Origin of the sequence: Phenylobacterium sp., assembly GCF_036264965.1 — a bacterium.
Classification (GTDB): Bacteria; Pseudomonadota; Alphaproteobacteria; order Caulobacterales; family Caulobacteraceae; genus Phenylobacterium.
In genome coordinates, this window is the sequence record NZ_DATAPY010000023.1 from 18580 (window position 1) to 40110 (window position 21531).

23 protein-coding genes are annotated in these 21531 nt (G+C 69.2%); 16 read left to right on the plus strand and 7 right to left on the minus strand.

What is annotated here, in order from left to right; translation table 11 throughout:
* Positions 1-85: 85 nt before the first annotated feature.
* Genes VHS75_RS02595 through VHS75_RS02610 form a run of 4 tightly spaced genes read left to right on the plus strand, consistent with a single transcriptional unit; the run spans position 86 to position 3426 of the window.
* A complete protein-coding gene (locus VHS75_RS02595; RefSeq protein WP_329637042.1) occupies positions 86-1054 on the plus strand; it encodes an alpha/beta hydrolase in 969 nt (322 codons plus the stop codon).
* Complete coding sequence (locus VHS75_RS02600; RefSeq protein ID WP_329637043.1) at positions 1051-1695, plus strand: glutathione S-transferase family protein; 645 nt, start codon at positions 1051-1053, stop codon at positions 1693-1695. Before VHS75_RS02595 ends, VHS75_RS02600 begins: the two co-directional genes overlap by 4 nt.
* Positions 1692-2603: a glutathione S-transferase family protein gene (locus tag VHS75_RS02605; protein WP_329637044.1), complete on the plus strand. Its 912-nt coding sequence runs from the start codon at positions 1692-1694 to the stop codon at positions 2601-2603. The genes VHS75_RS02600 and VHS75_RS02605 overlap by 4 nt, the downstream gene beginning before the upstream one ends.
* A gap of 13 nt (positions 2604-2616) precedes the next feature.
* Positions 2617-3426 carry a crotonase/enoyl-CoA hydratase family protein gene (locus tag VHS75_RS02610; protein WP_329637045.1) on the plus strand — a complete coding sequence of 270 codons (810 nt, stop codon included), beginning with the start codon at positions 2617-2619 and terminating at the stop codon, positions 3424-3426.
* Between the two features lie 110 nt (positions 3427-3536).
* Here VHS75_RS02610 and VHS75_RS02615 read toward each other — a convergent pair whose 3' ends face one another.
* Complete coding sequence (locus VHS75_RS02615) at positions 3537-3803, minus strand: hypothetical protein (protein WP_329637046.1); 267 nt, start codon at positions 3801-3803, stop codon at positions 3537-3539.
* A 200-nt stretch (positions 3804-4003) separates the two neighbouring features.
* Positions 4004-4771, minus strand: coding sequence for an SDR family oxidoreductase (locus VHS75_RS02620; RefSeq protein ID WP_329637047.1), 768 nt, complete (start codon positions 4769-4771; stop codon positions 4004-4006).
* A 62-nt stretch (positions 4772-4833) separates the two neighbouring features.
* On the opposite strand from VHS75_RS02620, the gene VHS75_RS02625 reads away from it, so the two are divergent.
* Positions 4834-6846 (plus strand): TonB-dependent receptor, encoded by a 2013-nt coding sequence (locus VHS75_RS02625; RefSeq protein WP_329637048.1) that lies wholly within the window; start codon positions 4834-4836, stop codon positions 6844-6846.
* 2 nt (positions 6847-6848) lie between these two features.
* A complete protein-coding gene (locus VHS75_RS02630) occupies positions 6849-7259 on the plus strand; it encodes a hypothetical protein (RefSeq protein ID WP_329637049.1) in 411 nt (136 codons plus the stop codon).
* On the opposite strand, the gene VHS75_RS02635 is transcribed toward VHS75_RS02630, so the two are convergent.
* Positions 7256-8479 (minus strand): LLM class flavin-dependent oxidoreductase, encoded by a 1224-nt coding sequence (locus tag VHS75_RS02635; RefSeq protein WP_329637050.1) that lies wholly within the window; start codon positions 8477-8479, stop codon positions 7256-7258. The genes VHS75_RS02630 and VHS75_RS02635 overlap by 4 nt on opposite strands.
* Positions 8480-8884: 405 nt before the next feature.
* Positions 8885-9925 (minus strand): DNA topoisomerase IB, encoded by a 1041-nt coding sequence (locus tag VHS75_RS02640; protein WP_329637051.1) that lies wholly within the window; start codon positions 9923-9925, stop codon positions 8885-8887.
* Between the two features lie 66 nt (positions 9926-9991).
* Here VHS75_RS02640 and rlmJ point away from each other — a divergent pair, with 66 nt between their 5' ends.
* The 5 genes from rlmJ to VHS75_RS02665 all read left to right on the plus strand — a co-directional run bounded on the left by rlmJ (position 9992) and on the right by VHS75_RS02665 (position 14825).
* Positions 9992-10813, plus strand: coding sequence for a 23S rRNA (adenine(2030)-N(6))-methyltransferase RlmJ (rlmJ, locus tag VHS75_RS02645; protein ID WP_329637052.1), 822 nt, complete (start codon positions 9992-9994; stop codon positions 10811-10813).
* Between the two features lie 119 nt (positions 10814-10932).
* Complete coding sequence (locus tag VHS75_RS02650; protein ID WP_329637053.1) at positions 10933-11556, plus strand: hypothetical protein; 624 nt, start codon at positions 10933-10935, stop codon at positions 11554-11556.
* 69 nt (positions 11557-11625) lie between these two features.
* Entirely contained in the window at positions 11626-12186 is a 561-nt protein-coding gene (locus VHS75_RS02655; protein ID WP_329637054.1) for a sugar transferase, read from the plus strand.
* Between the two features lie 60 nt (positions 12187-12246).
* On the plus strand, positions 12247-14274 hold the full coding sequence (locus VHS75_RS02660) for an AsmA family protein (protein WP_329637055.1): 2028 nt from the start codon (positions 12247-12249) through the stop codon (positions 14272-14274).
* 65 nt (positions 14275-14339) lie between these two features.
* On the plus strand, positions 14340-14825 hold the full coding sequence (locus VHS75_RS02665) for a cytochrome c (protein ID WP_329637056.1): 486 nt from the start codon (positions 14340-14342) through the stop codon (positions 14823-14825).
* Positions 14826-14901: 76 nt separating this feature from the next.
* Here the strand turns inward: VHS75_RS02665 and VHS75_RS02670 are convergent, their stop codons facing one another.
* Positions 14902-15231: a hypothetical protein gene (locus VHS75_RS02670; protein ID WP_329637057.1), complete on the minus strand. Its 330-nt coding sequence runs from the start codon at positions 15229-15231 to the stop codon at positions 14902-14904.
* Positions 15232-15409: 178 nt separating this feature from the next.
* On the opposite strand from VHS75_RS02670, the gene VHS75_RS02675 reads away from it, so the two are divergent.
* The 4 genes from VHS75_RS02675 to VHS75_RS02690 all read left to right on the plus strand — a co-directional run bounded on the left by VHS75_RS02675 (position 15410) and on the right by VHS75_RS02690 (position 18414).
* Entirely contained in the window at positions 15410-16144 is a 735-nt protein-coding gene (locus VHS75_RS02675) for a hypothetical protein (protein WP_329637058.1), read from the plus strand.
* A gap of 72 nt (positions 16145-16216) precedes the next feature.
* Positions 16217-17368 (plus strand): L-lactate dehydrogenase, encoded by a 1152-nt coding sequence (locus VHS75_RS02680; RefSeq protein WP_329637059.1) that lies wholly within the window; start codon positions 16217-16219, stop codon positions 17366-17368.
* 111 nt (positions 17369-17479) lie between these two features.
* Complete coding sequence (locus VHS75_RS02685) at positions 17480-17662, plus strand: hypothetical protein (RefSeq protein WP_329637060.1); 183 nt, start codon at positions 17480-17482, stop codon at positions 17660-17662.
* A gap of 104 nt (positions 17663-17766) precedes the next feature.
* Positions 17767-18414, plus strand: a complete 648-nt coding sequence (locus VHS75_RS02690) for a phosphatase PAP2 family protein (protein WP_329637061.1) — start codon at positions 17767-17769, stop codon at positions 18412-18414.
* A 17-nt stretch (positions 18415-18431) separates the two neighbouring features.
* Here VHS75_RS02690 and VHS75_RS02695 read toward each other — a convergent pair whose 3' ends face one another.
* Together VHS75_RS02695 and VHS75_RS02700 are read right to left on the minus strand one after the other, a co-directional pair.
* Entirely contained in the window at positions 18432-19736 is a 1305-nt protein-coding gene (locus tag VHS75_RS02695; protein ID WP_329637062.1) for a HAMP domain-containing sensor histidine kinase, read from the minus strand.
* A gap of 61 nt (positions 19737-19797) precedes the next feature.
* Positions 19798-20469, minus strand: coding sequence for a response regulator transcription factor (locus VHS75_RS02700; RefSeq protein ID WP_329637063.1), 672 nt, complete (start codon positions 20467-20469; stop codon positions 19798-19800).
* A gap of 300 nt (positions 20470-20769) precedes the next feature.
* Here VHS75_RS02700 and VHS75_RS02705 point away from each other — a divergent pair.
* A partial coding sequence (locus tag VHS75_RS02705) for a TonB-dependent receptor plug domain-containing protein (protein WP_329637064.1) occupies positions 20770-21531 on the plus strand: 762 nt, incomplete at its 3' end.

Consider the following 21531-nt stretch of genomic DNA (forward strand, 5'->3'; position numbering starts at 1 on the left):
GCTCGGCCATTGGGGGTTCCGCGAAGTCACCCTTGCCACCGCCGCGCCCAGCGGGGAGCATGGCGGCCTCAGGGAGAGCGGCGAAATGCCCGAATTCAGGACCATCGACGCCGGCGGGGCGCAGATTCGCGTGGCCATCGAGGGCGACGGACCGCTGGTCCTGATGGTCCATGGCTTCCCCGAGAGCTGGTACAGTTGGCGTCATCAGCTCGGGCCGATCGCCGCGGCCGGCTTCACCGCGGCGGCCATCGACGTGCGCGGCTATGGCGGCTCCGACAAGCCGGGTGAGATCGCCGCCTATTCGATGGAGAACCTGACCGCCGATGTGGCCGGCGTGGCCAGGGCGTTGCAGCCGGATGCGCCGGCGATCCTGATCGGCCACGATTGGGGCGCGCCGATCGTCTGGAATTCGTCACTCAGCCGGCCTGAGGCGTTCAAGGCGACCGCCGGGCTGTCGGTGGCCTATTCGGGCGTGCCGAACCGGCCCTTCACCGACATTTTCCGCGAGGCCTTCACCGACAAGGGTCTGTTCTTCTACCAAGCCTGGTTCCAGGAGGTCGGTCCGCCGGAGGCCGAGGCCGAAGCCGACGTGCGCGGCTTCCTGCGCAAGTTCTACTACGGCGCCAGCGGCGATGCGCCGACCGGAACCTGGCCCACCAAGAAACATGGCGCGACGCTGCTCGAGGGCATGGTCGATCCGGAGGTGTTCCCGGCCTGGCTGACGCCGACGGACCTCGACTACTATGTAGGCGAGTTCACCGGCTCCGGTTTCTTCGGGCCGATCAGCCGCTATCGCAACCACGAGCGCGACTTCCAATGGCTGCAGCAGTTCAAGGGCCGCACGCTCGACATGCCCACACTGTTGATCGGGGGCGATCGTGACCCGGCGTTCAACGGCTTCGGCCGCATCGCCGATCCCGGCGCCATGATGCGCCAGCATGTGACGGACCTGCGCGGCGTCCACGTCCTGCCTGGCTGCGGCCACTGGACCCAGCAGGAGCGGCCGGCGGAGGTGACCGCGCTCCTGATCCCCTGGCTGCAGAGCGTCCGTTGATCCGCCTCTACCATTGCGCCGATGCGCGATCGTTCCGCCCGCTCTGGGCGCTGGAGGAGCTGGGCCTCGACTACGAATTGACGGTGATGCCGTTCCCGCCGCGCTATCGCGCCAAGGAATATATGGCGGTCAATCCGCTGGGTACAATCCCGGCGTTGGTCGACGGCGCGACCTTCATGACCGAGTCTGCGGCCATCGTCGAATACCTGGTCACCCGCTATGGGCCGAGCCCATTGGCGTTGGATGTCGCCGATCCAGCCTACGGCGCCTGGCTGAATTGGCTGCATTTCGGGGAGGCGACACTGACCTTCCCGCAGACCCTGGTGCTGCGCTACCGCCGCTTCGAGCCCGGCAAGGCCGAGGTGGTGGCCGATGATTACGCGAAATGGTTCCTGGCCCGGTTGCGGGCCGTGGACCGGGCGCTGGCGGGGCATGACTGGCTGTGCGCCGACCGCTTCACCGCGGCGGACATTTCGGTGGGCTATGCCCTGTTGCTGGCCGCCCAGCTGGGCCTTGACGCGGAATTCACGCCGGCCATCGCGGCCTACTGGGCCCGGCTGCAGACGCGGCCAGGCTTCCAGGCGGCGAAAGCCTCGCAGGTGAGACATGCGCCGGCCGGCGCCGAGGCCTTCCCTACATGACCCAGGAGATCATCCTGCACCACTACGACACCTCGCCGTTCTCGGAGAAGGTACGGGTGATGCTGGGCGTGAAGGGGCTTTCCTGGCGCTCGGTGATCCAGCCGGTGATCATGCCGAAGCCGGACCTGATCCCGCTGACCGGCGGCTATCGGCGCATTCCGGTGCTGCAGATCGGCGCCGACGTCTATTGCGACACCCAGGTGATCCTGGCCGAGCTGGAGGCGCGGCGCGGAAAGCCCGCCGTGGCGCGCGGCGCTGACTGGGCGGTCAATCTCTGGGCCGATCGCCTGTTCTTCCAGACGACGGTGGCGGTGGTGTTCGGCGAGATGGGCGACCAGGTTCCCAAGGCGTTCATCGACGATCGTGAGAAGCTGTCCGGGCGGCCGTTCGACATGGCGGCCATGAAGGCCGCCGCCGGGCCGATGAAGGCCCAGTGGCGGGCTCATGCCACCTGGATCGAGCGCGGTCTTGCCAGCAATGATTTCCTCGGCGGATCCACGCCGTCCCTGGCTGACATTGCAGCTTACATGAACGTCTGGTGGCTGGGCCGCGCAGTGCCGGACGCGGCCGCCGCCCTGCTGGACGGGCTGCCCAAGACCCTGGGCTGGCGCGAACGGGTGAGGGCCCTGGGGCACGGCCGGCGCAGCGAGATGACCGGCGCGGAAGCGCTGCAGGTCGCCATGACCTCGGCGCCGGCTGCGCTGAGCGCCGGCGGACCCAGCGACAGCTCCGGCCTGAAGCCGGGCGATGCGGTCATCGTGCGTGCCGACGACTATGGCCGCGACCCCATCGAAGGACGGCTGGTGGCGGCGACCTCGGAGCGGATCACCGTCGCGCGTGAGTCCGGCGAACTCGACCTGATCCATGTGCATTTCCCGCGCGTCGGCTACGTCCTGACCGCGGCCTGAGACGGAGGTTTCGATGAACGACCGGGTGAGCGTGGATATCCAGGGCGGCGTGGCCGACGTGCGGCTGGTCCGGGCGGACAAGATGAACGCGCTGGACGACGCCATGTTCTCGGCGCTGATCGAGGCCGGCGAGCGGCTGAAAACCGAGGCCGGCCTACGCGTGGTGGTGCTGTCCGGCGAAGGCCGGGCCTTCTGCGCCGGGCTCGACATGGGCTCGTTCCAGCAGATGGCTTCGGGAAGTGGCGGCCAACGCACCAGCGACGCCCTGCTGACGCCGAAACGCACCGAGGGCGGCTCCAACCGCGCCCAACACGCCTGCATGGTCTGGCGCGAGATCCCTGTGCCGGTGATCGCGGCGGTGCACGGGGTGGCGTTCGGCGGCGGCTTCCAGCTCGCCCTGGGCGCCGACCTTCGCTACGTGGCCGCCGACGCGCGGCTGGCGGTGCTGGAGATCAAGTGGGGCCTGGTGCCCGACATGGCCGGCATGGTGCTGATGCGCGGCCTGGTGCGCGACGACGTGGCCCGCGAGCTGACCTTCACGGGCCGGATCTTCTCGGGCGAGGAGGCGGTGGCGATGGGCTTGGCGACCCGCGTCTGCGCCGACCCGCGGGCCGAGGCCTTGGCGCTGGCCGCCGAGATCGCGGGCAAGAATCCGCACGCCATCCGCGCCGGCAAGCGGCTCTTCAACCTGGCGGCCGAGGCCGACCAGCACGCCGTGCTCCTCGCGGAGAGCCAGGAACAGGGCGCCCTGATCGGCTCGGCCAACCAGGTCGAGGCCGTGATGGCGAACCTGCAGAAACGCAGTCCGCAGTTCGCGGATTAGAGCGCGTCAGGGTCAAGTGGAAGGCGGTTGACCCATCCGGCGCGCTCTAAATCCTTGAAGATAGACCCTTCTTATCCAGTTCAGGTGAATCCGCCCGAACCGGGAAGGGGCTAGCGGGCGGCGACTTTGACCGCCGGGTCATGCATCTGGGCGAGGGTTGCGTCCACGGTGCGGCTTACACAGGCGCGCATTTCGTCGAGCGGGAAGCTGGAGCCGACGACGTCACTCGCGCAAAGCCGCCGGGCGGCGACGTACACCTCGGCGCGGAGCTGTTCGGGCGTCTTGCCGACGACCGAAATTCGGATGGAATCCCCGGCGTAGGCCGGCGCGGCGAGCAGGGTGGCGGCGGCTGCCGCCAGGATCACGATACGGTTCATGGCTTGGTTTCCGGATGGAGGTTGATGACAACCCCTTTCACCGGCGTTCCTCTTAGGCGGCGGTCGGAAACTGACGTCGACCTGTCGCCTGAGACCAAGCCTAGCGGCGATTCCGTACCGATCAATCGAAAATGTTGCGTCGCGATATAAGAAATACTGCGATGCACAAAAGTCGGGCGAGAATGCTCCGCCTAAGGCGCCTAGCCGCGGCCGATGAAGGGCATGGCGGTGGCCATCACCGTCATGAACTGGACGTTGGCCTCCGGCGGCAGGGCGGCCATGTAGAGCACCGCGTCGGCGACGGCGGAGACGTCCATGACGGCTTCGGGCGCGATGGAGCCGTTGGCCTGCATAACGCCGTGGCCCTTGCCCATGGCCTTAGTCATTTCGGTGGCGGCGTTGCCGATGTCGATCTGGCCGCAGGCGATGCCGTAGGCGCGGCCGTCGAGGGAGGTTGATCGGGTCAGGCCGGTGATGGCGTGCTTGGTGGCGGTGTAGGCCACCGAGCGGGGCCGCGGGACATGCGCCGAGATCGAGCCGTTGTTGATGATCCGCCCGCCGCGCGGGTCCTGGTCCTTCATCAGCCGGAACGCGGCCTGGGTACAGAGGAACGCGCCGGTCAGGTTGACATCGACGACGCGCTTCCACTGGTCGAATGAGAGCTCCTCCAGGGGCACGGGCGGCGCGCCGGTCCCGGCATTGTTGAACAGCAGGTCCAGGCGGCCGAAGCGGGCCTTCGTCGCCTCGAAGAGGGCCGCGACCGAGGCCGGCTCGGCGACATTGGTGGCGCAGGGCAGGGCGCGATCCGCGGCCTCGCCGGCCATCGCCGCGGTCTCGTCCAGCAACGCCGCCCGGCGGCCGGCCAGCGCCACCGACCAACCGGAGCCCAGTAGCGCCAAGGACACAGCCCGGCCGATCCCGGACCCTGCGCCGGTGACGATAGCGACCTTGGCAGTTGCGCTCTTCATGACGGCTGGATAGCGCTAACCCCGGGGAAAGCCCAGCAAGGGGCTGATCAGGGAATGTTCGGATGGTCGACGCAGCACCTCCGCCCACCGCGACCGTCGAGGTCGTGGTGGTCTATCCGCCGAGGTTGCCGCCTCTCGGCGGTGACGCCGTGTTCAGCGCCGTGCAGATCGGTTCCGATATCCTGAAGGAAACGCCGCGCCTCGATCAAGCGCTGGAAAGCGCCCCGGGCGTCTCGCTGTTCCGCCGCACGACTTCGCTATCGGCCAATCCGACTACCCAGGGCGTGTCGCTGCGCGGCATCGCCGGCTCCGGCGCGGGCCGGGCGCTGGTGACCCTGGACGGGGCGCCGGTGACTGACCCGTTCGGTGGCTGGGTGATCTGGACGGCGCTGCCGTCCGAGGGGCTGGACGGGGCGACCATCGTGCGCGGCGCAGGCGCAGGGCCCTATGGCGCCGGCGCGCTGACCGGGGTGATCGCCCTGCACGAGCGCGGCGCGCGCGACGGGCTGGGCGCGATGGACGTCTCGGCGGGCGAGCGCGGCGCCTATCGCGCAGCGGTCTCCGGCGGGACGCAGAGCGTGCTGGTGACGGTCTCCGGCGAAAGCAACGACGGCTACACGCCGGTGCGCGGCAAGACGGCCGGCGCCGCCGACACGCCGCTCGACCTGGAAGACGCCAACGCTGCGGTCCGGGTGCAGCACGACTTCAACGGCGTCCAGGCCGCCGCGCGGGCCGAGGTTTTCGAGGAACGCCGAGGCGCCGGCCTGCTGGGCGCGCGCTCGACGGCCAAGGGCACAGCCGAGACGATCACGCTGGCCCAGCCGGCCAGCGAGGGCGTCGGCGGCTGGCGGTTGCAGGCCTGGACGCGGACCAGCGACCTGGCCAACACCTCCGTCTCGGTGGCGCCCAACCGGGCCACGACCACGCCGGCCAACAACGAGTTCTCGACGCCAGCCACCGGCTATGGCGTCAACGCCGCCCTGCAGGGCCATTGGGGCGTGGCGACCTGGGAGTTCGGCGCCGACGCGCGCTGGGCGCTCGGCACCGACCACGAGCTCTTCAAGGTGGTCAACAATGCCTACACTATGGGCCGCGACGCCGGCGGCCAGACCTCCGTCGCCGGCATCTATCTGGAAACCGCCTACGACCAGGGCCCCTGGCTGGTGACCGGCGGGGCGCGGATCGACGAGTGGACCTCCACCGACGCGCGGCGCCACGAGTTCGTGCTGGCGACGGGCGTGACCACGTTGAACAATCCCTCGCCGGACGCTTCCGGCACGGTGCCCACCGGCCGCATCGGCGTTCGCTACACCATCGACCCCGAGCTGTGGGTGCGTACGGCCGCCTACGCCGGTTTCCGGGCTCCGACGCTGAACGAGCTCTACCGCCCGTTCCGGGTTGGCAACGACGTGACCGAGGCCAACCCGCTGCTACGGCCAGAGAAGCTCTACGGCGTTGAAGCCGGCCTTGGCGGCGACAGTCTGTTCAAATGGCAGGCCACCGTTTTCTACAACCAGCTCAATGACCCGGTGACCAATGTGACCATCGGCGTCGGTCCGGGCATAGTTCCGGCCCTGCCGATCGCCGGCTTCATCGTCGCCGGCGGCACCCTGCGTCAGCGTCAGAACGCCGGCGAGATCGACGCCTGGGGCCTGGAGGCCGACGCCAATGGCGATGTCACCTCGCAGCTCTCCTGGCGCACGGCGCTGGCCTATACCCACGCCAGGGTGGACGGCGGATCGAGCGCGCCGCAACTCACCGGGCTCAAGCCGGCCCAGACGCCGGCCTGGACGGTGACCGGCGGACTTGACTGGCGGCCGATGGAGAAGCTGACGCTGTCCAGCAGCGTGCGCTACGTCTCCACCCAGTACGACGACGACCAGAACACGCGCCGGCTGCCGCCGGGCGCTGAATGGGACGCCCGCGGCGCCTGGAGCCTCGCCCCCGGCGAGGAGGTCTATGTGGCGGTCGACAACTTGGCCGACGCGAGGATCTCCACCGGCAAGACGGCCGACTTCACCGACAGCTGGTCCGAGCCGCGCACCTTCCGGATCGGCTTTTCCTACCGGCGCTGAGGGTGAAGCCGCTGGACTCCCTGAAGGCGGCGCTGACGGCGCTGCTGGTCCTGGCGCTCAACCTGGCGCTGACGACGGCGGTGATCTTCGCCTACGCCAAGCTGATCGATCCCGGCCATCCGCCGGGGTTCTACGGGGCCAAGGCGTCGCAGATCGCCGAGCTCGCCGCGCCGCCGCTGGGCGCGTTGCTGCTGTTCGCGACGGCCTATGTCCTCGGCCGCCGGCAACCGCAGCGCAAAGCCATGGTCTTCGCCGTCGCCCTGGGCGGCGCCTATGTGGTGCTGGACGCGGTCAGCGGCGGGGCCAGCGCCGGAACCGGAGCGATTGCTACCCCGATCTTCGCGCTTTCGGTGACCTTGGCGCTGACCGGCGCGCTGATCGGCGGCGCCCTGGCCGCGCGGCGCAGCCGCTAGCCGTCCGCCTTGGGCGGCGGCGCCGCGGCGCCGGTGATCAGGGCCACGATCTCCGGGCGGATGTTCTCCGCGCCCTTCTCCATCATGTGCTGGACGATCCGCGCGCCGACGGCCCCACGCACCTGGGTGGTGAACTCCTCTTTGTTGTCCTTCACCCAGGCCATCGAGGCGTGGCGGTTGTCGTTCAGGTTCTGGAAGTGCGGAAAGACGTAGCGGGCCATCAGCTCATAGGAGTGCTTGGTCGCGCCCCAGTTGGCCCAGTTATGGGCCATCAAGAGGAAGGCGCCGAACCCGCCGCCGCTCTCGTCCACCAGTTGCTGGATGCGCGCGATGGCGTCGTCCGGCGTGCCGATCACCGCCAGGCCGGTGTCGACCATGGCCTTCACCGGGTCCGGGCCCTCCGGCACGATCGGCAGGTTGGCGATCTCGCGGAAGTAGAAGATCCATTTGTCGAGGCCGAAGCGGACGTCTTCCATCGCCTGCTCGCGGGTCTCGGCGATGTGCATGGGCCCGACCAGGCGCCAGGCGTTGCGGTCCATGATGTGGCCGTGCTCTTCCGCCTGCTCGGTGGCGATGGCCCAGTTGGAGGCCAGCGCATTGAACCCGGCGGTCGAGGTGGCGCCCAGCGACAACAGGCCCAAGCCATGCTGGCCCGCGGCCCGCGCGCCGGTCGGCGAGACCTGGCTTGCCACAGCCATTTCCACCGAAGGCCGCGAGTAAGGCGTCATCTGCAGCCGCGCCTTGTCGAGCTCGAACCAGTCGGACTTGTGGGTGACTTCCTCGCCGCGCAGCAGGCGCACGATGCAGCCCAGCGCCTCGTCCATGCGGTCGCGCTGCTTGGCGACCGGGATGCCCATCATGAAGGCGTCGGAGACCAGCGCGCCGGGGCCCGCGCCGAACATCATCCGGCCGCGGGTCATGTGGTCGAGCTGGTTGATCCGGTCGGCCAGGATCAGCGGGTGGTGGTAGGGCAGGGAGGAAACGCCGGTGCCCAGCCTGATGTGCTTGGTCCGTTCGGCGGCGGCGGCGATGAACACCTCAGGGCTGGCGATCAGCTCATAGGCCGCGGAGTGGTGTTCGCCGATCCAGGCCTCGTCGAAGCCCAGCTGGTCCATCCATTCCACGAGCTCCAGGTCCCGCTGGATCGCCAGCGTCGGGTTCTCGTCGATCGGATGGAACGGCGCGATGAAGGCGCCGAAGCGCAGGCGCTGGGGCAGCATGGGTCTTCCCTCCGGGTGTCTGGCGCCGACCTTAGGCGGCGGACCCGAGGGAAGGCCATCCCCAGCCGCATCATGGCGCGCCGCGCCCGCTTAGCTCGACCCACCGCCCAAAAGCGCCGCCGACTGCCTTTCGACAGCCAACGGCGCGGACGTCGCAATCGCGGCGCTCAGGCGGCTTCTTCTTTCTCGTCTTCGTCTTCGATCTCGCCGTGATGCTCGGCGTGCAGCTTGCTCGCCTCGGTCGCATGATGGTCGGCGTTGGCCGCGTGGCCGGCCGCGACATGGGCATCGTTTTTGAGAAGTTTGCGCCAATATTTTATGACCGACCGACGTTCCGGCCAAAATGCAAGTCGTGTCGGGACGATTGCTTTCCCTTATCAAGTAATCCGAGATCTGATGATTTACCTACGGGACGCGAGATGGTCGGCGCTCCAGGAACTTAAGCACCGCCAGCTCGAAGGCGCGGCCGCCGGCCGAGGCCTTCAGCGGCAGCGCGCCAGCCTCGTAGGCGTCCAGGACCGCGGGGTGGATGTAGGCCTTGCGGCAGACGGCGGGCGTGTTGCCGAGCACGCCGGCGACGGCCTTCACGCAGGTGACGATGTTGGCCTTCGCCTCGCCCACGCCATCACACCGGGGTAGGGCGACCAGAGCGCAGGCGGCGACCAGGGTGCCAGCCCAGGTGCGGAAGTCCTTCGCCGAGACGTCCTCGCCCATCGCCTGGCGCAGGTAGGCGTTGACGTCGGCGGATTCCACCGAATGCCGACGACCGTCGCCGTCGAGGTATTGGAACAGCCGCTGCCCTGGCAGGTCCTGGCAGGCCTTGAGGATGCGGGCCAGGCGCCGATCGCTGAAGCCGGTGGTGTGGACCTTGCCGCTCTTGCCGCGGAACTCGAACACCGCCTTCTCAGAGCCGATATTGGCGTGGCGGTCGCGCAGGGTGGTCAGGCCGAAGCTCCTGTTGGTCTTGGCGTATTCCTCGTTGCCGATCCGAATCAGGGTGATTTCCATGACCCGGATAACGGCGGCCAGCACCTTCTCACGCGGCAGGCCGCGGCGGGCGAGGTCGCGTTCGACCTGCTTGCGCAGCCGGGGCAAGGCGCGGCCGAAGGCGATCAGCCGTTCATACTTGCCGCGATCGCGCACGGCCCGCCAGCGGGCGTGATAGCGGTACTGCTTGCGCCCCCTGGCGTCGCGGCCGGTGGCCTGGATGTGGCCGCGCTCGGTGGGGGCGATCCAGACGTCGGTCCAGGCCGGCGGGATGGCGAGCTTGCGGATGCGGTCCAGAGCGGGCTCGGCGGTGACCGGGCGGCCCTCGGGGTCGAGGTAGTTGAAGCCGTGGCCGGCTTTGCGGCGGCGGATGCCGGGGTCGAGGTCGCTGACGTAAGTCAGGTGCGCCGCCTGCAGTTCGGCGGCGGGAACAATCGGATCGGCAAGGTCCCTGGCCACGCGACGCCTCCACCTCGGCTGCGCCAACGTGATATGCGCGGCCACGGTTCCTGCGAGGCTCAACCCTTGAACTATCGACACGCCTTCCACGCCGGGAACTTCGCCGACCTGGTGAAGCATGCGGCCTTGTTGCAGCTGCTGGCGCGTCTGAACCGCGAGCCGGGGCCGCTGAGCGTGATCGACACCCACGCCGGGCGTGGGCTCTACGACCTGGCGGGACCCGAGGCGCTCAAATCCGGCGAGGCCGAGGCCGGGATCGTCCGCCTGATGGCGGCGCCCGACGCGCCGGCCGAGTTCGCGCCGTTGATCGCGGCGATGCGCAAGCTGAACGGCGCGGGGCCGCCGCGGCGCTATCCGGGCTCGCCCTGGCTGATCGCCGAGGCCCTGCGGCCCGGCGAGAGCTACCTGGCGTGTGAGCTGCGCCCAGACGAGCATGCGGCCCTGCATGACCGCATGAAGGGCAAGCGCGGCGTCCGCGCCCTGTTGGCCGACGGCTATGAAGCGGCGGTCGCGCAGACCCCGGCGTCAGGCCGCGCGCTGATCCTCATCGATCCGCCGTTCGAGCGGTCCGACGACTATGTCCGGATCGTCGAGACCCTGGCCGCCGTGCGCCGCCGCAACCGCCAGGCGATGGCTTTGGTCTGGTTGCCGCTCAAGGACCTGGAGACCTTCGACGGTTTCCTGCGCGATCTGGAAGACGCCGAGCCCGGCCCGTTGCTGGTTGCGGAGACGCGGATGCGGCCGCTGACCGACCCCTTGAAGATGAACGGCTGCGCCCTGGTGCTGCTGGACGGGCCGGCGGATATGGCCCGCGTGCTCGGGGCAATCTGCGGTTGGACAGCAGAGACCCTGGGGCAGAGCGGCGGCGCGCGGACCTACAGGCTCTGAAGCCCCGGCGCCCGTTTGCGCGGCGCCCGATCACAAATCGGTTTTTCATCGATCTGTCGCACTCGCGAGATGGCTTGGCGTGATATGCTGCAGCGCACAATCTTCTGCAGGAGACCGCCATGTCCTTCGCCCCGGAAACCGACAATCTCGCGAAGCCGCAAACCTTGATGCGCGTACCCGTCGGCCTGGCTTCGCCGCTCTGGGGCCTGTTCGCCGGCGTTGCGGTGAGCAGCGCGACCTGGTGGTGGATGACCCGCTGGGCGCGGCCGGAGAACCTGGAAGCGATGTTCGGCGCGGCGGCCAAGACCGAGGCGGTCGTGGAGGCCGAGGTCGAGGCGCTGGCGGCCCCCGCCGTCGAGGTGGCCGAAGTGGTTGTCGAGGAAGCCGAAGCCGTCGTTAAAGCCGCCCCGGAATTGGCGGCCGAGCCGATCGCCGAGGCTACGCTTGAGCCAATGATCGAGGCTGAAGCGATGGCTGAGCCGATCGTAGAGGCGGTCGCCGAAGCCGCCGAGGAGGCCACTCCGGTTCCGGCGCTCGAAGCCCTGGCGGAATCGACGCCCGATTTTGCACCCGTCGGCGGCGAGGCCGCGCCGATCTCGCCGGTGCTGGAGGCTCTGGCGCCCGAGCCGTTCGAAGCCGGCGTCGAGGAAGCGCCCGCAGAGGTCTTCGCCGAAGCTGTCGCCGAGGCGGCCGCGCCTGCGCCCAAGGTCAAGAAGAAGGCCGCCGCGCCCAAGGCGGACTGACAGGCCCGGCGGCTTTGCTTACAACCGGCGGCGTCGCGGGTTCGCGCGGCGTGAACGGCGGGAGCAGGCTTGAAGCGGGCCCTGGATATTGCAGGCGGATTGGCGGGGCTGGTCCTGCTGTCGCCGCTGCTGGCGGGCCTGGCGCTGGCCGTCCGGCTGGAAAGCCCGGGCGCGGCCCTGCACTGGTCGCGGCGGGTCGGGCGCAAGAACCGCATCTTCGCCATGCCCAAATTCCGCACCATGCGCATCGGTACGCCGGACGTGGCCACGCATCTGCTGGCCGATCCCGATCAGTGGGTGACGCCGCTGGGCCGGTTCCTGCGCCGCACCAGCCTGGATGAGCTGCCGCAGCTCTGGAGCGTGCTGAAAGGCGACATGAGCCTGGTGGGCCCGCGGCCCGCCCTGTTCAATCAGGACGATCTGGTGGCGCTGCGCACGGCCGATGGCGTCGACGCCCTGCGTCCCGGCTTGACCGGCTGGGCGCAGATCAACGGCCGCGATGAGCTGCCGATCCCTGAGAAGGCGCGGCTGGACCGGGAATATCTGGAACGGATGTCGCTGGCCTTCGATCTGCGTATCCTGGCGGCGACGGCGGTCTCGGCGCTTTCTGGGCGCGGCGTCACCCACTAGAGGGCGCCTAATCGCCTGTCGTGCGTTTGGACGGGGTTGGGCGCCGCGGAGCAAGATCGTTTGACCACTGACACCGCCACGACACCCGAGCAGGGTGGGCGCGACGAAGAGGCGTCGGTCCCGCGAAAGCGGAGGCGCGCGCTCTATTGGACGGCCGGCGGCTTCCTGGCGCTCGTCGCCGCGGCTGCCGGTCTGGCCGCCATCTGGGACTGGAACTGGTTCCGCGGGCCGGTGGCGGCGATCGCCTCGGGCCGCATCCATCGCCAGGTCAGCATCGACGGCGACCTGCGCGTCCACCTCTGGTCCTGGCAACCCAGCGCCACGGTGGAGGGCGTGCGCATCGCCAACCCGGCCTGGGCGGGCAAGGCGGACCTGGCCGACATTGACAAGATCGCCGTCCAGATCCGGCTGATGGCCCTGCTCGGCGGGCGCCTGGACCTGCGCCTGCTGGAATTCGACCGGCCGCGCACGGCGCTCTATCGGGACGGCGAGGGCCGCGCGACCTGGGACTTCTCCGACGGCGCCAAGCCGGACGAGCCCCTGCGCCTGCCGCCGATCCGCAAATTCGTCATCGACGGCGGCAAGGTCGATTTTCGCGACGACAAGCGGAAGCTCAACTTCACAGGCACGGTGGAGGCCAAGGAGCAACTGGGCGTCGCCAACCGCGGCTTCGAGATGGACGGTCACGGCACGCTCAACGACCAACCCTTCAATCTGCAGGTCACCGGCGGCCCGCTGCTCAATATCGATCGCAACAGGCCCTATCCGTTCGATGCCGATATCCGTGCCGGCCAGACCTATGTGACCGCCAAGGGTGCGGTGCCCAAGCCCTTCGACCTGGCGCAGTTCCAGATGGACGCGACGGCGCGCGGGCCGGACCTGTCGCTACTCTATGGCCTGACCGGCGTGCCCCTGCCGAACACGCCGCCCTACAATCTGCACGCCCGGCTCTCGCGCGACACCCACCTGTGGAAGCTCGACGGCCTCGCCGGCAGGGTCGGCAGCAGCGACCTTAGCGGCTCGCTGTCCGTGAAGACGGGCGGCAAACGGCCCTTCCTCACTGCCGACCTGCATTCCCAGAACCTGGATTTTCCTGACCTCGGCGCCTTGTTCGGCGGCTCGCGGAAGGTGGGCAAGGTTGCCTCTTCCACCCAGATCGCCGTTGCTCAGCAGATGCGGGCGGAGGCGAAGATCTTCCCTGACGCGACCCTGAACTTCGACCGCATCCGCGCCCTGGACGCCGATGTCACGTACAAGGCCGCCTCGATCACCGAGGCTCCGGTTCCCCTGAGATCCGGATCGACGCGGGTGAAGCTCAACGCCGGCGTGTTGCGCGCTGAGCCGCTCGACCTGGATTTGCCGCAGGGGCATGTCCAGGGGTTCATCCAACTCGACGGGCGCAAGACCGACGCGGTCACCGACCTCGACCTGCGCCTGGTCAACGCCAGGCTCGAGAACCTCTTGCCCGTGAAGTTCCAGGGCGCCGCGCCCCTTGTCGGGGCCGTCGCCGGGCGTGTGCGCCTGCATGGGACCGGCGACTCCGTGCACGACGCCATGGCCGACGCCAACGGCGAGGTGATGTTCGTGGCGCCGAGCGGCGAAATCCGCAAATCCCTGGCCGAATTGGCCGGCGTGGATGTGATCAAGGGCCTGGGCCTGCTGTTCGCCAAAGACCAGACGACGACCCAGTTGCGGTGCGCCGTGGTCCACTTCAACGCCAAGGGCGGCGTGCTGAACACCGACCGCCTGGTCGTCGACACCGGTCCTGTGCTCATCGACGGCGACGGCACCGTCAACCTCGACACCGAGCACCTGCTCTTCCGTGTGCGGGGCCACCCGAAGAAATTCCAGCTCGTGCGCCTGTTGGCTCCGATCACGATCGACGGCCCAATGCTGTCGCCAAAAGTGGGCGTCGAGAAGGGCCGGGCGATCGCCCAGGGCGGCGCGGCCCTGGCGCTGGGCGCATTGCTCTCACCGGTGGCCGTGCTGTTGCCGTTCGTCGATGCCGGCCTGGCCAAGGACGCCAATTGCGCGGGCCTGCTGGCCGAGGGCAAGGCGCAGGGCGAACCGGTCAAGGCTGCGCGTTGACGCCGTCGCGCCGATCCCGTCACACTCCAGCCACCGGACGCTGACGCGTCTCCAGGAGACCGCGCATGGCCCGAAGACCCCTGATCGCGGCCCTGGCCGCCCTTGGCCTCGCGGCCGGCGCGGCTCTGGCCGCTGAACCGCCGGCGCCTGGCGCGCCCTCGACTCCCGCCGGTCAGGCCTTGATGGCGCGCCAAGCCCACTTCCGCGACCAGGCCGCCGGCTTCAAGGCGATCAACGACGAGCTGAAGAAGGACGCCCCGGACAAGGCGGTGATCCTGGCCAATGCGACCAAGATCAAGGGGACAGCCGCGGCGCTGCCGACCTGGTTCCCAAAGGGCAGTGGACCGGAAACCGGGCTGAAGACCGCCGCCAAGGCCGACATCTGGACCGACGCCGAGGGCTTCGACAAGGCCGCGACCCAGCTCCAGACCGAGACGGTCAAGCTGGAGCAGGCGGCGATGGGCGGCGACCTGGACGCCATCAAGGCCCAGGACCGCGCCGTCGGCGCCGCCTGCGGGGCCTGCCACAGCAAATACCGGGCGGCCTCCTAGGGTCGTCGTCTATATCTGGAGCCCTTCTTATCCACTCAGGTTGATCCAACCTGAGTGGGAAGGGCTCCAGGTCAGGTCAACGCTCCGCGGCGTCGCGCAGGCACTTCAGCCAGGCGTCCTCGCGGGCCTTCTCGGCGTCGCGCAGGGCCGCTTCGGCGTCGCGCACCCCAGCGTCGTGCTTGCGCCATTCGGACACCGCGCCTTCGCGCGCGGCGCGGGCGGCCTCCAGGGTCGGGAAGCGGGCGAGGACAGCGCGGACTGAATAGCTCACCGGCGGACCCACGGTCTCGCGGTCGGGATAGAAGCCGGTGATGGAATCGGCGGCCTCGGTCTCGATGTGGAAGACGTCCGCCCAGCCGGCGTGGTGGCGCATCAGGGCCCAGGGCCGTTCCATCCGCTCGCTCACCGATCTCTCCTCGTCGTCGTGTCCGAATCCGCCCGAAGGGCCTTGGTCGTGTGCAAACTAGCGCAGGCCCCGGCGCGGTCCAACGCTGCGTCGCAGCGATTTGGGCTTTCACGTCGGCGGGCTTCCGTGGAAAAGCCTTGGCCATTGATTTGATCCTTTAGCGTTCGAGCGATTCCCCTTGGCCAAGATCGTCATCGCCCAGCAGTTTTGCGGGCCTCCCAATTCCGGCAACGGCGGCTATGTCTGCGGCGTCCTGGCGAAGGACCTCGAAGGCCCGGTGACCTCGGTCCTGCGGGCTCGCGTGCCGCTGGACGTTGACTTGGATATCGCGCTCGCGGAAGGCGCGGCGGTAATGACCGACGCGGCCGGCGGGCTGATCGGTCGGGGTGATCCGGCTGTGGCCGACCTGTTGCCCGAACCGCCCGCGCCGCCGAGCGTCGAGGCCGCTCGGGCCGCGGGCGCCCGCTATCTCGGCCACGAGCAGCGCATCCACCCGATCTGCTTCACCTGTGGCCCCGACCGCCACGAGGGGGACGGCCTGCGGGTGTTTCCGGGCCGGCTCGACGGCGCGCCGGCCGGTCATGTCGCCTGCCTCTGGACGCCCGACCAGGCCTTCGCCGACGGCGATGGCCTGGCGACCACCGAAGTGATCTGGGCGGCGCTGGATTGCCCCGGCTTCTTCGCCTGGGTGGTGAAGGAGGGCCGCCATGGCGCGCTCCTGGGCACCATGACCGGAGAGGTGCTGCGGCGCCCGAAAGCCGGGGAGGTCTGCATCGTCGCCGCCTGGCCGCTGACGCGCGAAGGCCGCAAGGAGACCGCCGGGGTGGCGCTGTTCTCGACGGGCGGCGAGCTGCTGGCCCGCGGCCACCAGGTCTGGATCATCAGCGTTCCGCCGCGGGCCGTAGCCGCCTGAGGCTTGCGCGGACCGGCGCATCGGGGTCCAAGCTTCTCCGCCTGATGGGGCCGGCTTGAAGGGGAGGGCGATTTGCGCGCGGCTTCGGTCTCGGACTATCGGGAGCTCGCGCGGCGCAGGCTCCCCAAGATCTTCTTCGAATATATCGACGGCGGCTCCTACGCTGAGGTGACGCTGAAGCGCAACGTCGCCGATCTGGAAGCGATCGCGCTGCGCCAGCGGGTGATGCGCGACATGTCGGCGCTCGACATGAGCGTCACGACGCTGGGCCAGGCGCTGGCGATGCCGATCGTCCTCGCGCCTGTGGGCATGGCGGGCATGTACGCCCGCCGCGGCGAGACCCAGGCGGCCAAGGCGGCCAAGGCGGCGGGCGTGCCCTTCTGTCTCTCGGCGATGGGCGTCTGCGACGCGGAAGAGGTCGCGGCCGCCGCCGGGACGCCGCCTTGGTACCAGCTCTATATGCTCAAGGATCGCGGCTATATGCGCGAGCTGCTGGGCCGCGTGAGGGCGCTGGGCTGTCCGGTGCTGGTGTTCACCGTCGACCTGCCGATGCCCGGCGCGCGCTATCGCGACGTGCGCTCAGGTTTCACGGGGTCCAGCGGCCTGTCCGGGGCGATCAACCAGGCCTGGGACGGGCTGACCCATCCGGAATGGATGTGGGACGTCTGGGCGCACGGGCGGCCGCACAGCCTGGGTTCGGTGGCCGGCGCGGTCAGCGGCAAGCAGGGGCGGGTGACCGATTTCCTCTCCTGGATCGCGCGCAACTTCGACCGTTCGGTGACCTGGAAGGACATGGACTGGGTGCGCGAGACCTGGGACGGGCCGATCGTCATCAAAGGTGTGCTGGACGCCGAGGACGCCAGGAGCGCCGCGAAGGCCGGCGCCCAGGGCTTGGTGGTCTCGAACCATGGCGGGCGGCAGCTGGACGGCGTGAGGTCATCGATCTCCGCCCTGCCGCGGATCGTCGACGCCGTGGGCTCCGACCTGGAGGTCTATATGGACGGCGGGGTCCGCTCGGGCCTCGACGTGCTGAAGGCCATGGCGCTCGGCGCCAGGGCCTGCCTGATCGGCCGCGCCTGGGCCTACGCCCTGGGCGCAGGTGGCGAAGAGCAGGTCAGCAGGATGCTCGGTACGCTGAAGTCCGAGCTCGCGGTGGCCATGGTTCTCACCGGTTGCGCGAACCTGCGTGACGCCGGACGGAATCTGCTGGATACCGATGTCTAAGACCGGGCTGGTCACGTTTCCGCTAGGTCCGAAGACAATGCTGCGGCGCCGCGAAACCCATTGAGCTTTCGGGGGTTTGGGTCTGGGTCGTCCGTATGGAGCAGGGCCGCTATGCCGCAGGATTCGCCGCTCGCCTATTCGCTCAGCCAGGTGGAAGAGGGCTGGCGGTGGTGCGTCTATGACCAGGACGGCGTGACGGTGGCCGACGGCGCCGACGAGACCCGCGACGCCGCCGAAGCCGCCGTGGCGCTGACCCTGCGTTGGCCGCCGGTCCATTACCGCGTGTTCGGCTAGGGCCGACGGCCCTGAAACCCGCGGCGAAGGCCCAAGGCGGCGCACCGGCGCCAAGGTTCCTGAGGCATCTTCTGCGGCGTATCGAAAGCCGCGCCCTGATCCTCATGATCGCCGCCGCAGGCGCGCTCTGGGGCTTCTTCAACATCGGCAGCGAGGTGGGCGAGGGCGAGACCCTCAGCCTCGACAAGAGCCTCCTGCTGGCGCTGCGCAATCCGACCGACCCGAGCGACCCGATTGGTTCGCAGTCCCTGCAGGAGGCCATGCGCGATGTCACCGCCCTGGGCGGCGTCACCGTGGTGACTCTCGCGACCGTCGTGGGCGTATTGGCCTTCCTGTTCCACGGAAAACGCTGGCACGCGGCCATCCTGGCGGCCACGGTGGTTCTCGCGGATATCGCCAGCGAGGCGCTGAAATCGCTCTACGGCCGCCCGCGACCGGAGCTCGTGCCGCACGGCAGCTATGTCTATTCGTCGAGTTTCCCGAGCGGGCATTCGACCCTGTCGGCGGCAATGTATCTGACGCTCGCCATGTTGATCGCCAGCCTGGAGCCAAACCGCGGGACCAAGTCGATGGTGTTCGTTCTGGCCGTCACCCTGGTGCTCGGGATCGGCTTCAGCCGCGTCTACCTCGGCGTCCATTGGCCCAGTGACGTCCTGGCCGGCTGGTGCCTGGGGGCCGCCTTCGCGCTCGCCGGCTGGACCGTGCTGTCGCGGTTCGGCGGGCGCGATCAGGTCGTGGCGGAGAGCGCTTGAGGCCGCTTTCGCCGGCGTCAGGCGCCGTCGGCCGTCGCGTCTGGGAACAGGAGGCGGGCGTCAAGGCCTGGCTCGGCGTCGCAAAGCTCGAGTTGCGCGCCGTGCCGCTCGGCGATGGACGCGACGATCGCCAGGCCCAGGCCGGAGCCTGAAGCGCTCCGGCTGGCCTCAAGGCGCCCCCAGGGCGCCAGGGCCAGGTTCTTGAGGGTGTCGGGGATCCCCGGTCCATTGTCGCGCACCTGCAGCGAAGGCGCGCCGCTGTTGGCTTCCACCCGGACGACGATCTGGGTCCCTGCGGGCGTGTGCCGCGCGGCATTCTCCAACAGGTTCACGACGGCCTGGGCGACGAGATCGGAGTCGCCGCGCACGATCGCCGGCTCCATCACTGCCTCCAGGGTGCGGCCTCCCTCTTCGATGTCGGGGCGCAAGGCCTCGGTGACCCGCTCGGTCACGTCGGTCAGATTGACCAGGTCCTCCGGGCGCGCCGAGCCTTCGATCTCGGCCAGCTGTAGCAGCGCGTCGAAGGTCCGCAGGATCTCCAGGAATTCGGCGTCCAGCCGTTGGACCTGCGCGGCGACCTTGGGCATGGACTGCGCCTCCCGGCCCAGCCGTTCCAATTTCTGACGCAGGCGGGTCAACGGTCGGCGCATGTCGTGCGCCACGTCCATGGTGACGCGGCGGAGCTCACCCACCAGCCGGCTGACGCGGTCCAGCATGGCGTTGAAGGCGAGGCTGACCTCGTCGATCTCGTCCGGCGCCGCCGGGTTCTTCACGGGCGCCCGGACGTCAAGCCGGCCTGCGGTCACCAGCGCGGCGGACGACGACAGCTCGTCCAGCCGCCGCCAGGTCCAGCGGGTCGTGAGGTAGGCCGTCGCCAGACAGATCGCCACGCCCACCGCCCCGCAGAGCGCCAGGAGCGCCGTCAGGTCGCGCATCTGATCCTGCTCTGCGGTGAGGTCGCGACCCACCGTGAACCAGCCGCCGCCGGGCAGCGGCTCGGTGTAGGCCAGCACCAGCCGCCTTCCGGCCATCGGCCGCGTCCAGCCGGCGCGGGCCAGCGCCGCCAGGCTCGGATCCCCGGCCAGGTAGCCGCCGCCCGGTCCGGTCAGGCCATATTCGAATCCGTGCCAGAGGCGTGAGCGCTTGGCGACCGTGAAAGGGAGGTGGCCCACGCCCTTGTGACGCCACTCGTCATCCATCGAGGCGAGTTCGCCCAGGACGTCGGCCCGGTAGGCCCGCTCGCTGATCTGGCGGATCGAGACGCTGGCCAGGGCGCCGGCCACGCCGAACGCCAGCACGAGCGCCAGGGCCTGCAGTGCCAAAACCCGCGTTCCGGTGCGCCGCCAGAACCGGCGCAAGCCGCCCGGTGCGGAGGCGGCGGCGTCAGGCGTCCTGGATGACATAGCCGGCGCCTCGGATGGTGTGGATCAGCGGCGCGCCGCCGCCTTCGCTCAGCTTGGCGCGGAGCCGGCTGATATGGGTCTCGACGATGTTGGTGCGCGGGTCGAAACGGAAGCCCCAGACCTGCTCCAGCAGCATCTTGCGGGTCACCGGCTGTCCGCGGCTGAGCAGCAGGAACTCCAGCAGGCGGTATTCCAGCGGCAGGAGCGAGATGGTTTGGCCGCCACGGCGGACCCTGCGCTGCAGGCGGTCCAGCTCCAGATCCGCGCAGCTCAGCGCCGTGGTGTCGCTGGTTCGGCCGCGGCGGCGGGCCAGGGCCTGGACCCGCGCGCCCAACTCTTCGGCATCGATGGGCTTGACCACATAGTCATCCCCGCCGCCCTGAAGGCCGGCGACCCGGTCGGCCACCGCGCCCATGGCGGTGAGGAATAGCGCCGGGGTCTCTACGCCACGCTCGCGAAGCTGCCCCAAAAGGCTCAGGCCGTCGCAGCCCGGCAGCATGCGGTCGATGATCAGCACGTCGAACGATCCGTCGCCGAGACCAGGCGCCAAGGCCTGCGCTCCGTCGTGGATCACCACGGCTTCGACGCCGAAGCCCTCGAGGTCGTCCGCCATGTGCCAGGCGGCCTCGACGTCATCCTCTATGATCAGCACGCGCAAAGCGAAGCGCCCCAGACGGGGGTGAGCCCTTGGCCTTGCCGGGTGCGCAGCGGCGTGATCGGGCGGAAGAAGCAACATTCCGAAGGGTTCTCCGCTTGGCAAGGTCGCTACAGGTTGAGATATCTCAATATCTGTGTAGGTTCTGTGACAACCTATACTATTTCCATAAAAATCAATGCGGTGCGCGCGAGCAAAGCTTCCGTCATAGAACTGTCAAATATTTGAGACGTTTCTTTAACTTGCAGCTTCGCGGCGCAGGCTGTGTCTCCCCCACAAATCCGAGGGGGATCTCCAATGCGTTACAATCTTTCGTCCGCGCGACTGGCGCGGCTTCTTTGTGGTACGGGCCTCGGCCTCGTGCTGGTGGCGGGCGGCGCGCCGGCGTTTGCGGCCGACGCCGCGGCGGCTGCAGCCGCCGCCGAGACGGGGCCGGTGCACATCGACCCTGAGACGCCCGACTTCGGCCGCCAGGTCTCCGAGCTGGTGGTCACCGGGGCCAGCGCCGCCGTCACCGCCGCGCCGACCAAGACGCCGCTCGAGGCGACCGAGCCAAAATCGATTATCGACCGCAAGGCGATCGACCAGTTCATCCCGACGACGGCGGACTACACGCAGATCGTCAACCTTTCCCCGAGCGTCTCGGGGACCTCGACCAACGGCCCCGGGCTCGGCGAGTCCAAGAGCGTGATCCGTGGCTTCCAGGACGGCCAGTACAACGTCACCTACGACGGCATCGCCTTCGGCGACGCCAACGACACCACCCACCATCCCGCGGCCTTTTTCCCGTCGTCGACGATCGGCGCGGCGGTGGTGGATCGCGGTCCCGGCGCGGCGGGCGACCTTGGCCAGGCCAATTTCGGCGGCGCAGTGCACCTGTTCTCTCCGACCGTCAGCGACGTGATGGGCGCCAGCCAGAAGATCACCTACGGCTCGTTCAACACCCAATCCTACGTAACCACGCTGCAGACCGGCGCGATCGGCCCGTTGCGCGGGGCCAAGCTGCTGCTCAATTTCGACGAGCGCCTTTCGGACGGCGAGCTGAGCTACGCCAAGGGC